Annotated in this window: 11 protein-coding genes and 1 pseudogene; 6 read left to right on the forward strand and 6 right to left on the reverse strand. The window is 68.9% G+C overall.

From position 1 onward, the window contains the following. Positions 1–2: 2 nt before the first annotated feature. Both BUB57_RS13285 and BUB57_RS13290 read left to right on the forward strand, forming a co-directional pair. Positions 3–683 carry a nitroreductase gene (locus tag BUB57_RS13285; protein ID WP_073067821.1) on the forward strand — a complete coding sequence of 227 codons (681 nt, stop codon included), beginning with the start codon at positions 3–5 and terminating at the stop codon, positions 681–683. A gap of 43 nt (positions 684–726) precedes the next feature. Continuing rightward, a complete protein-coding gene (locus BUB57_RS13290; protein ID WP_073067823.1) occupies positions 727–1,485 on the forward strand; it encodes an SDR family NAD(P)-dependent oxidoreductase in 759 nt (252 codons plus the stop codon). 169 nt (positions 1,486–1,654) lie between these two features. On the opposite strand, the gene BUB57_RS16795 is transcribed toward BUB57_RS13290, so the two are convergent. Together BUB57_RS16795 and BUB57_RS16800 are read right to left on the reverse strand one after the other, a co-directional pair. Next, on the reverse strand, positions 1,655–1,951 hold the full coding sequence (locus BUB57_RS16795; RefSeq protein WP_084732151.1) for an AMP-binding protein: 297 nt from the start codon (positions 1,949–1,951) through the stop codon (positions 1,655–1,657). Continuing rightward, complete coding sequence (locus BUB57_RS16800; protein ID WP_084732152.1) at positions 1,948–2,184, reverse strand: hypothetical protein; 237 nt, start codon at positions 2,182–2,184, stop codon at positions 1,948–1,950. The genes BUB57_RS16795 and BUB57_RS16800 overlap by 4 nt, the downstream gene beginning before the upstream one ends. Before the next feature lie 298 nt (positions 2,185–2,482). Between BUB57_RS16800 and BUB57_RS13300 the strand changes: the two genes are divergently transcribed. The 4 genes from BUB57_RS13300 (at position 2,483) to BUB57_RS13315 (ending at position 6,232) form a co-directional block, all read left to right on the forward strand. Continuing rightward, positions 2,483–3,628 carry a CaiB/BaiF CoA transferase family protein gene (locus tag BUB57_RS13300; RefSeq protein ID WP_073067853.1) on the forward strand — a complete coding sequence of 382 codons (1,146 nt, stop codon included), beginning with the start codon at positions 2,483–2,485 and terminating at the stop codon, positions 3,626–3,628. A gap of 4 nt (positions 3,629–3,632) precedes the next feature. Next, on the forward strand, positions 3,633–3,821 hold the full coding sequence (locus tag BUB57_RS13305) for a hypothetical protein (RefSeq protein WP_200796457.1): 189 nt from the start codon (positions 3,633–3,635) through the stop codon (positions 3,819–3,821). A 67-nt stretch (positions 3,822–3,888) separates the two neighbouring features. Then, positions 3,889–5,211: an MFS transporter gene (locus tag BUB57_RS13310; protein ID WP_073067827.1), complete on the forward strand. Its 1,323-nt coding sequence runs from the start codon at positions 3,889–3,891 to the stop codon at positions 5,209–5,211. A 148-nt stretch (positions 5,212–5,359) separates the two neighbouring features. Beyond that, positions 5,360–6,232: an SDR family oxidoreductase gene (locus BUB57_RS13315; protein WP_073067829.1), complete on the forward strand. Its 873-nt coding sequence runs from the start codon at positions 5,360–5,362 to the stop codon at positions 6,230–6,232. A gap of 186 nt (positions 6,233–6,418) precedes the next feature. Here BUB57_RS13315 and BUB57_RS13320 read toward each other — a convergent pair whose 3' ends face one another. The 4 genes and pseudogenes from BUB57_RS13320 to BUB57_RS16625 form a co-directional block, all read right to left on the reverse strand. Continuing rightward, positions 6,419–7,576, reverse strand: a complete 1,158-nt coding sequence (locus BUB57_RS13320) for an acyl-CoA dehydrogenase family protein (RefSeq protein ID WP_073067831.1) — start codon at positions 7,574–7,576, stop codon at positions 6,419–6,421. Between the two features lie 50 nt (positions 7,577–7,626). Beyond that, positions 7,627–8,832, reverse strand: a complete 1,206-nt coding sequence (locus BUB57_RS13325) for an acetyl-CoA hydrolase/transferase family protein (RefSeq protein ID WP_073067834.1) — start codon at positions 8,830–8,832, stop codon at positions 7,627–7,629. A gap of 12 nt (positions 8,833–8,844) precedes the next feature. Further along, positions 8,845–9,639 (reverse strand): enoyl-CoA hydratase-related protein, encoded by a 795-nt coding sequence (locus tag BUB57_RS13330; protein WP_073067836.1) that lies wholly within the window; start codon positions 9,637–9,639, stop codon positions 8,845–8,847. 153 nt (positions 9,640–9,792) lie between these two features. Next, positions 9,793–9,945, reverse strand: a pseudogene (locus tag BUB57_RS16625) (electron transfer flavoprotein subunit alpha/FixB family protein); the annotation flags it as partial.

The raw sequence follows: 9,945 nt of genomic DNA on the forward strand, positions 1-9,945 counted from the left end.
GGATGATGAGCATCGACGAAGCCGTGGCCACGCGCCGCTCTGTACGGGGCTATCTGCCCGACGAGGTGCCGCAGGACAGGCTGCGCGAGCTGCTGGCGCTGGCGCAGCTGTCGCCCTCGAACTGCAATATCCAGCCGTGGATCACCCATGTCCTGTCCGGGCCCAGCCTGCGCAGCCTGGGCGACAAGATGGTGGCGGCGGCCGAGGCCGGGATTCCCCCGGACCCGGATTTCCCTGCCGACCGCAAGTTCGAAGGGATCTATCGCGCCCGCCAGATCGACGCCGCCGTCCAGCTTTACGGTGCGATGGGGATCGACCGGCACGACCGCCCGCGCCGGGACTGGGCCTATCGCCGCAACCTCGATTTCTTCGGCGCGCCCCATGCGGCGCTGATCTTCCTGCACCACACGTTCGAGGAACGCGAGGCGGTCGATCTGGGCATCTATGCGCAGACGCTGATGCTGCTGCTGACCTCGCGCGGGATTTCCTCCTGCGCGCAGGGGGCGCTGGGGCTTTATCCGGGGATCATCCGCGACCACCTTGGCCTGACGCAGACGCATCGGCTGATCTTCGGCATCTCGTTCGGCTACGAGGACCCGGCGGTCGAGGCGAACCGCGCCCGTGCCGGCCGGGCCGGGGTGGAGGATGCGGTGGTGTTCCACCGCGACGCGGCCCGGGCCTAGCGGCCGCCGGGAAAGAAGGCGAGCGATCAACGAGGAGGAGCGGATGGCGGGGAAGCTGGACGGATATGTGGCGCTGGTGACCGGCGCCTCGAGCGGGATCGGCGCGGCGACCGCGGTCGAGCTGGCGGCGCAGGGCGCCCTTGTGGTGCTGGTCGCCCGGCGGGCCGAGCGGCTGGCCCAGCTGGCTGAAAGAATCGCCGCGGCCGGCGGCACGGCGCGGGTGCTGGCCGCCGACATCGCCGAACGCGGGGTGCCCGCGCAGGTGGTGGCGGATGCGGTCGCAGCCGAGGGACGGCTCGACATCCTCGTGAATGCGGCCGGGGTGATGCTCAACGGCGATGCCCTGGACCGGCCGCTGTCGGAATGGGAACAGATGGTCGACCTGAACCTGATGGCGCTGCTGGCGACCACCAAGGCGGCGCTGCCGCATCTGGTTCAGGCGGCGCAGGGCGCGCGGGGCGTGGCCGATGTGGTGAACATCAGCTCGATCGCCGGCCGCGTGGCGTCGAGGACGGCGGGGGTCTATAACGCGACCAAGTTCGGGGTCACCGCCTTCAGCGAGGCGCTGCGGCAAGAGTTCGCCCGGCGCAATGTTCGGGTCTCGGTGGTCGAGCCGGGGGCGGTGCAGACGGAACTGTTCGAGCATCAGGCCCCGGCGGCGCAGGCGCGGCTGTCGCGGGCCCTGTCCGAGGTGGAATACCTGCACCCCGAGGACGTGGCCGAGACCATCGCCCATATCCTCACCCGCCCCCGCCGCGTCGCGCTGGCCGAGGTGGTGATCCGCCCCACCGACCATATCTGAGCGCAGCCGTCGCCGTGATGGCGGCGGCCTTCGGGCTTGCGCCGCACTCGCGGCCGGGGACGCATGGGTGGGCCCGCATCTTCGGGCGGGACAGGCGATCCGCCGCCCTCGCAGCAAGAAGGGCGAGCCCCGAGGGGCTCGCCCGCCGTCCGCGCAGGACGAGAGGGAATTACTGCGCGGGCCGGTCCAGTTGGCCGGTGGTGCCGCCGGTGTAGAAAACGGCATAGAGGTCGTCGCCCTTGCGGTCGGCATCCTCCATCGGCTCGTGGCTGGCGATCAGCTCCTCATAGGACAGCATACTCTCGGGGATGGGCGCGTCGCCGATGTGGATCACCGCGCGCAGGCCGGGGAAATCCCGGCGCAGCTGCTGGCCCTGTTCGGCGAAAGCGTCGTCGACGCGCAGGATCACCGCGTCGCAGTCGCGCAACGCATAACGATTTTCCTGCGCCGACCAGCGGATGTTCATCGGCGCGAAACAACCGCCCGCCCAGGGCGCGGCAGTTCCAGATAATTGTCCGAGTTCATCGCCAGCGTGGCAACAAACGCGCCATCCGCCACGCCCAGCCGGTGCAGCGCCGCTGCCATGCGCGGAACCCGGTCGCCCAGCTCGTGCCACAGCCGCTTGCGGGTGCCGCAAAGGGTGGCGACGCCCTGGCGGCTGTGGTGAACGGCCTGTTTCAACAGCAACGTTCCCTGCATCTGCTCTCCTCTCCCCCTGTTCCTGCCCGAATCGCTTGTCGACGTGGCGGGTGCCGGCTCTTCGCGGCGGCCGGGCGCGCAGAGCCGGCAGCTTCCCTCTTTCCAGCGGGACTTGCGGTTCTGGGCCGGCGGACCGGATATTGCGTGGCTTGTCAGATTTATTTCGCATTGTTACTGTATGAAAGCGAATATAAAACGCAAGCACCGATTTCATCCCGGGATGGGTGGCGAGGCGAAAAATATCCGGCGCGACGCCGCCGTTCCGCGGCCGTCCGCCCGCAGGGAGGAGGAAGCCACCATGACCGGACCATTGTCCGATCTGCGGATCGTCGAGTTTTCGGGGCAAGGGCCCGGGCCGTTCGCCGGCGGGCTGCTGGCCGATTTCGGCGCCGACGTCATCCGCGTCGACCGCCCCGGCCAGCCGCTGCTGCCGCCTGAATATGATTTCTACAACCGCAACAAGCGCTCGATCGCGCTGGACCTCAAATCGGCGGCGGGGCGCGAGGCGGCGGTGGCGCTGGTCTCGGCCGCCGATGTGGTGATCGAGGGGTTCCGGCCGGGGGTGATGGACCGGCTGGGGCTGGGCTATGACGCCTGCGCCGCCGCCAATCCGCGGCTGATCTACGGCTCGATGACCGGCTGGGGGCAGGACGGCCCGATGGCGATGGAGGCGGGGCACGACATCAACTATCTGGCGCTGACCGGGACGCTGCACGCCATCGGCTATCCCGACCGCCCGCCGGCGCCGCCGCTGAATCTGGTTGCCGATCTGGGCGGCGGCGGGATGTATCTGGCCTTTGGCATCCTGGCCGCGGTGCACGAGGCGCGACGCTCGGGCCGGGGGCAGCGGGTGGATGCGGCGATGATCGACGGGGTGTCGCATCTGATGTCGGCCTTCATGGCCTTTACCCAGCAGGGAATCTGGACCGAGCGGCGGGCCGACAACATCGTGGACGGCGGCTCGCCGGACTATGGCTGCTACGAGACGGCGGACGGCAAGCATGTCGCCGTCGGCGCCATCGAGCCGCAGTTCTACGCCGCGCTGCTCGAGGTGCTGGGACTTGACCCGGCCACGATTCCCGACCGCGCCGAGCGGGCGAACTGGCCCGCGCTGAAACGGCTTTTCGCCGACCGCTTCCGGCAGCGGACCCGCGCCGAGTGGGAAGCGGCGATGGCGGGGCGCGACGCCTGTTTCTCTCCGGTGCTGAGCATAACCGAGGCGTGGGAGCATCCGCAGATGCGGGCGCGCGCGGTCCATGAGCGGTTCGGGGGGCTGGTCCACCCCGCGCCCGCGCCGCGGCTGTCGCGCACCCCCGGCAGCCTGCGCCGCACCACCCCGGCGCCGGGCGAGAACAGCCGCGAGATCTGGAGCGACTGGGGGCTTCCGCAGGCGCTCTGGGATCGGCTGGGCGGCGACGGCGCCACGCCCCCGGCGGCGGGGTAGCGGGGTGGCGGTCCGTCCCGAAAGGGCGCTGGCGCTGCGCATCCCCGAGATCGCGCAAAGCTGTGATGAGCGGGACAGCATCCTCTATGCGCCGGGCATCGGGATCGGTCGCGACACCGCCGACCCGGGGCAGCTGGGCTTTGCCTATGAGGGAGGGTTGAAGGCGGTCCCCACCACGGCGGCAGTCATTTGATATACCAATATATTACCAATAAGCATATGATATGCGAGAGTCTCCGGCAGCGGACGGGTGGAGAAAGATGGACGATCCGGTCAACCCGCAGGACGCCCATGCAGGGGCCCCGGCCGGTGCGCTGCGGGTGAGCCAATCCGGCGCAGCCCCAAACCCCCGCCCCGCCAGCGGGCAGGCCGGCAGCGTGGCGGGTGCGGCCGGGCCGGGCAGGGATGAGCCGGTCCCCGCATCGCCGCTGGCCCTCGTCCTGCTGGCGACGGGGAACTTTGTGGTCGGCACCAGCGGCTTCATCGTCGTCAGCATCCTGCCCGAGATCACCGCCGGGCTGGGCGTCAGCCTGGCCCAGGGGGCGCTGCTGTTCACCATCTATGCGGGCGCCTATGCCATCGGCTCGCCGCTGCTGATTTCGGCGACCGGGGCGATCGGGCGGCGGCGGTTGCTGCTTGCCGCCCTGGCGATGGTGGTGGCCTCGGCGCTGGTCTGCGCCCTTACCCGCTCGTTCGAGGTGATGCTGGCGGCGCGGGCGCTGGCGGCCTTTGGCGGCGGGCTTTACACGCCGGTCGCCGCATCGGTGGTCTTTGCCACCGTGCCCGAGCCGCGGCGCGGCCGGGCGCTGGGGCTGGTCTTTGCCGGGTTGCAGCTGTCGCAGGCTGCCGGGCTGCCGCTGGGCGTGGTCATCGCGCATCAGCTGGACTGGCCCGCCGCGTTCCTGACCGTGACAGGGCTGGGCGTGCTGTCGGCGGCCGGGCTGTGGTGGACGCTGCCCCGGCGGGTGGTGGTCCCCGTCACCTCGCTGCGCACGCTGCTGGATGCGGGACGCGACCTGAGGGCGCTGGCGGCGGTGTCGATCATGGCGCTGCACGCCTGCGCCCTGATCCTGTGCTATGGGCTGATCGCGCCGCTGGTCATGCGGCACGGCGGCAATGTCGGGCTGACGGTCGGGGCCTTCGGCGCTGGCGGGGTGGTGGCCGGGCTGATGATGGGCCGCGTCACCCAGCGGCTGGGGGCGGTGCGGGCGCGCAGGATCGCGATCGGCTCGCAGCTGGTGATCCTGCCGGTGCTGTCGCTGCCGCTGATCGGCGTCGCTCCGCTGCCGGGGGCGCTGCTGATCGTGCAGGCGCTGCTGTGGCATCTGCTGGCCGGCGGCATGATGATCCCGCAGCAGATCCTGCTGATGCAGCGCAACCCGGAACGTGGGGCGGTGGTGCTGGGGCTGAACGCGACGATGAACTATCTGGGGTTTGCGCTGGGGTCCGCCCTGGGTGGGCTGGTGGTGGCCGGGCTGGGCTATGACTGGCTGGGCGTGGCCGGCGGCGCGGTGGCGGGGCTGGCCCTGCTGCTGTCGGTCTATAGCGAGCGGCTTTATCGCCGCGCCGGGCAGGGACTGTGATGCGGCAACCGGGGCGGAGCGGGGCAAATAACCGTTGCGTCGTCATCGGGGCAATATAGTATACAAGCGCACGGTATGCTTCAGCCCCGCGGCGGGAAAAATGTCAACAGGCCGGCCTTGCGCCCGCCGCAGCACCAGCGAGATGCGAATGCCCTATAATTCCGTATATGCACCCGGCCTGTTCAAGGACCAGACCATCATCGTCACCGGCGGCGGCAGCGGCATCGGGCGCTGCACCGCGCACGAGCTGGCGCATCTGGGCGCGCAGGTGGTGATCGTCGGCCGCAACCCCGACAAGCTGGAAACCGTCCGGCAAGAGATCACCGAGGACGGCGGCAAGGTCCACACCGCCACCTGCGACATCCGCGACGAAGCCCAGGTCATCGGCGTGATCGACCAGACGCTCGAACGTTTCGGCGCCATCAACGCGCTGGTCAACAACGCCGGCGGGCAATACCGCGCCGAGCTCAGGACCATCTCGACCAAGGGGTTCGAGGCGGTGGTGCGCAACAACCTGACCGGCGGCTTCATCTTCATGCGGGAAATCTACAACCGCTGGATGGAGGCCAACGGCGGCGCCATCGTCAACGTGATCGCCGACATCTGGAACGGCTGGCCCGAGATGGGGCACTCTGGCGCCTCGCGCGGGGGGATGTGGACGCTGACCGAAACCGCCGCCTGCGAATGGGCGCATTCGGGGGTGCGGGTGAATGCGGTGGCGCCGGGGGGAATCGCGTCCTCGGGGTTCGACCAGTACACCCCCGAGATCACCGAACGCATCCTGGCCTATCCGGCGCAGGTGCCGCTGCCGCGCTACGGCACCGAATCGGAAATCTCGGCCGCGATCACCTATCTGCTGTCGCCGGCGGCGGCCTATGTGACCGGCAGCTGCCTGCGCGTCGACGGCGGCGCCCCCAACCGCCGGCAGACCTGGACCCAGAACTATCCGGCGACCAACATCCCGGAATACAACGGCTTTCACCGCGCGGTGCAGCCCGAGATTCTCAAGAACCGCGGCTGACCGCCGGAACGCCATCGGCCGCATGGGGCCCCGCTTCCGGCGGCGCCCTCTGCTTTCAGGGGCGCGGCTCAGGAGGGTGTGGGGTGTCCGGGACCGTTGCTTGCGGTCATGGCGGCGGTGCGCCAAGGCCACCTCGGCAGGCAGGTGCCCCGGGACTGGCGCAGCGGCGCGCCCCGGGGCCGCCCCTTACCGCCGCTCGTGCTCGGCCTTCATGGCGCGGGCGATGATCGTCTTCATGATCTCGATCGAGCCGCCGGCGATCTTGGTGATCCGCGCGTCGGCATAGGCGCGGCAGATCGGGTATTCCCACATGTAGCCCCAGCCGCCGAACAGCTGCAGGCATTCGTCGGCCGCCTTGCAGTGCAGCTCGGTGGTGTACATCTTGGCCATCGCCGCATCGACCGGGTCCAGCTTGCCCTGCATGAACAGCTCGATGCATTTGTCGGTGAACACCCGGGCCAGCGTCGCCTGGGTCTTGAGTTCCGCCAGCTTGAACTGGGTGTTCTGGAAATCGAAGATGGTCTTGCCGAAGGCCTCGCGCTGGGTGGTGTAGTCCAGCGTCCATTCGATGATCGTCTCGGCCACCGTGGCGGAACGGATGGCCTGGGCCAGCCGCTCCTGCGACAGCTTGGTCATCATCAGGGCGAAGCCGTCGCCCTCGGCCCCCAGCATGTTGGCGGCCGGGACGCGGACGTTGTCGAAGAACAGCTCGGACGTGTCCTGTGCGTGCATCCCCAGCTTTTCCAGGTTGCGGCCGCGGCGGAAGCCCTCGCGGTCGCCCTCGATCAGGAACAGCGTCACCCCCTTGGCGCCGGCGTCGCGGTCGGTCTTGGTGGCGCAGACCAGCACATCGGCGTGCTGCCCGTTCGAGATGAACACCTTTTGCCCGTTGATGACGAAATCATCGCCGTCGCGGGTGGCGCGGGTGCGGATGGCCTTGAGGTCGGAACCGGCATGCGGCTCGGTCATGCCAAGCGCGCCGATCCATTCCCCGGTCACCATCCTGGGCAGGAACTTGCGCTTCTGGTCCTCGGTCCCGAAGGACAGGATATAGGTCGCCACCAGATCGGTGTGGATCAGGAAGCCGGGGCCCGAGGCGCCGGCGCGCCACAGCTCTTCGAACACCACCACGTCGAACAGGTAGTCGAGGCCCAGCCCGCCATATTCCTCGGGCACGGTGCAGCACAGCAGGCCCTGCTCGCCGGCCTTCAGCCACAGCTCGCGCGGGACGATGCCGTCCTTTTCCCATTGCGCGTGATAGGGCGTGATCTCTTTTTCGACGAAGCGCCGGACCGTGGCCCGGAAAAGCTCGTGTTCCTCGTTGAACAGGCTGCGTTCGATCATGTGGTTTCCTTTCGTGTGGCGGGGGCCCGCAAGTCCGGGCAAGGGGCGGATCAGCCGTCCGCCAGCCGGTCCCGATGCTCTGGCGCGGCGATGGCGATCAGTCTTTCGCGGCGCTCGGCCGGGCTGGCGGCCCGCAAATCGGCGATGCCGTATTCGGTGACGACCACATCGGTATCGAACCGTCCCAGCGAGACGGGGCCGCTGGCCCGACCGGGGGCGACGATGCGGCTGATCCGGCCGCCGGCCGCGGTCGCGGGCAGCACCACCATGCGCAGCCCCTGCAGGCCGCGGGCACCGGCCGCGAAATCCGACGCCCCGCCGGGGCCCGAGACCGGCCCCCTGGGCGTGGCCTCGGCATGGGAATTGCCGGCCAGATCCACCTCGATGGCCGAGTTGATGGTCACGAAACGCCCCATCGTCGCCAGCTGCGCGATGTCATGGGTGACCGAGGGCGGGGCAAAGCGGAACTCGGGCCGGGCCACGGCGTCGTAAAGCCGGGCGCTGCCGATGGCGACCCCGGCAAGGATCGGGGCATCGGCGCGCAGGGTGCCGGCGTTCAGCAGGTCCAGCGTCGAGTTGCCGATCAGCCCGGAATGGATGGACAGTGCGCGGTGGCCGGTCAGCCCGGACAGCACCGCTTCTGGGGTGCGGCCCAGCCCGGCCTGGATCGTGGCGCCCTCGGGGATCAACCCGGCCGCCAGCGCCGCGATGCGGGCGGACACCGCGTCCGTGCCGGGGTCCGACACCGGCAGCGGCGCCTCGCCCTCGATCACCGCGTGGAAGCGGTCGTAGGGAATCGCCCGGCCATGGGTCCGCGGCAGCAGCGGGTTCACATGCGCGATGATGCGCGGGACCTGCGGCCAGATGTCGGCGATGAAGTCGTTGACCGGGCCAAGGCTGCACATCCCGGCCTCATCCGGGGGGGCGACCATGACCAGCGCTACATCGGGCAGCAGCGCGCCAAGATGCAGGCGGATGTCGCGATAGCAGAACGGCAGGAAGCGGACCTGCGCGTCATTTCCCGCGAACTCGGGCATCATGAAATAGCTGTCGATCCGCGCCCCGGCTGCCAGCAGCCCGCCCAGCCGGTTCAGCCCGGGCACGAAGATCCCGGTAAAGGTCAGGCCGCGCAGATCAGCGGCCTCCAGCCCGTCGCGGATCAGCGCGCTTTCCCCCGAACAGGCGTGCATCCAGATGCGGGCGCCGGCGGGAAGATGGCCGGCGATGTCGTGCGAACCGATCCGCAAGGGTGCCATGGCAGGTCCCGCTTATTCCACGAAGCTGTAGAAATCGGGCTTGCGCTTCTCGTTAAAGGCATTGACGCCTTCCTGCGATTCCGGCGTCGCGTAATACAGCTTGACCGCGTGCAGGGCGAGGTTCGAGATCCCGCGGATCGAGTCGCTGTCAGCGTTGAACGACCGCTTGAGAAAGGCCAGCGCGGTGGGCGAACGTTCCGCCAGCGTGTCGGTCCATTGCGTGACCGCGGCGTCCAGCTCCTCCAGCGGCACGACCTTGTTGACCAGCCCATAGCTCATGGCGTCGCGGGCCGAGAGGCGGTCGTTCAGATACCAGATCTCGCGGGCCTTCTTGTCGCCGACGATGCGGGCCAGCAGGCAGGTGCCCCAGCCGGCGTCGAACGAGCCGACCTTGGGACCCACCTGCCCGAACATGGCGTTTTCCGAGGCGATGGTCAGGTCGCAGAGCGTCGCCAGCACGTTGCCGCCGCCGATGGCAAAGCCGTTCACCCGGGCGATCACCGGCTTCGGCACGTCGCGGATCAAGCCCTGCAGCTCGTCGATGGGCAGGCCGACGACGCCGCGGCCGTCGTAATTGCCCTCATGCGCGGACTGGTCGCCGCCGGTGCAGAACGCCTTGTCGCCGGCGCCGGTGATGACGATCGAGGCCACGTCCTTGTCGTTGCCGGCCAGGTGCAGCGCCCGGATCATCTCTTCCAGCGTCTGGCCGCGGAAGGCGTTGTAGACCTTGGGGCGGTTGATGATGATCCAGGCGGCGCGGCCGCGGACCTCGTAGATGATGTCCTCGAAAGCGGGTGCGTTTGCCATGTGGGGCTCTCCTCCAGTCATGCGGCAGGGGCGCGATTGCGATCAGGCGACGTGCCGCGACTATTGTTCGTATCAATATCGTCAGTATGCATATCTGTTTGAGAGTCCGCCACCGCTAAATCCCCGCCGGGGGGATTTTGCCGTGGCGTCGGATCACAGTCTTTCGGTCAGTTCCGGCAGGACTGTGAAGATATCTCCGACCAGGCCGTAGTCTGCGATCTGGAAGATGGGGGCTTCCTCGTCCTTGTTGATGGCGACGATGACCTTGCTGTCCTTCATGCCGGCCAGGTGCTGGATCGCGCCCGA

The organism is Paracoccus solventivorans (assembly GCF_900142875.1).
Taxonomy (GTDB): Bacteria; Pseudomonadota; Alphaproteobacteria; order Rhodobacterales; family Rhodobacteraceae; genus Paracoccus; species Paracoccus solventivorans.

Excerpts from the sequence above, each read along its gene's own strand:
- BUB57_RS13320 (WP_073067831.1), bottom strand. The coding sequence starts at position 7,576 with ATGATCGAACGCAGCCTGTTCAACGAGGAACACGAGCTTTTCCGGGCC.
- BUB57_RS13325 (WP_073067834.1), bottom strand. The coding sequence starts at position 8,832 with ATGGCACCCTTGCGGATCGGTTCGCACGACATCGCCGGCCATCTTCCC.
- BUB57_RS13310 (WP_073067827.1), top strand. The coding sequence starts at position 3,889 with ATGGACGATCCGGTCAACCCGCAGGACGCCCATGCAGGGGCCCCGGCC.
- BUB57_RS13290 (WP_073067823.1), top strand. The coding sequence starts at position 727 with ATGGCGGGGAAGCTGGACGGATATGTGGCGCTGGTGACCGGCGCCTCG.
- BUB57_RS13300 (WP_073067853.1), top strand. The coding sequence starts at position 2,483 with ATGACCGGACCATTGTCCGATCTGCGGATCGTCGAGTTTTCGGGGCAA.
- BUB57_RS13285 (WP_073067821.1), top strand. The coding sequence starts at position 3 with ATGATGAGCATCGACGAAGCCGTGGCCACGCGCCGCTCTGTACGGGGC.
- BUB57_RS13330 (WP_073067836.1), bottom strand. The coding sequence starts at position 9,639 with ATGGCAAACGCACCCGCTTTCGAGGACATCATCTACGAGGTCCGCGGC.
- BUB57_RS16795 (WP_084732151.1), bottom strand. The coding sequence starts at position 1,951 with ATGAACATCCGCTGGTCGGCGCAGGAAAATCGTTATGCGTTGCGCGAC.
- BUB57_RS16800 (WP_084732152.1), bottom strand. The coding sequence starts at position 2,184 with ATGCAGGGAACGTTGCTGTTGAAACAGGCCGTTCACCACAGCCGCCAG.
- BUB57_RS13315 (WP_073067829.1), top strand. The coding sequence starts at position 5,360 with ATGCCCTATAATTCCGTATATGCACCCGGCCTGTTCAAGGACCAGACC.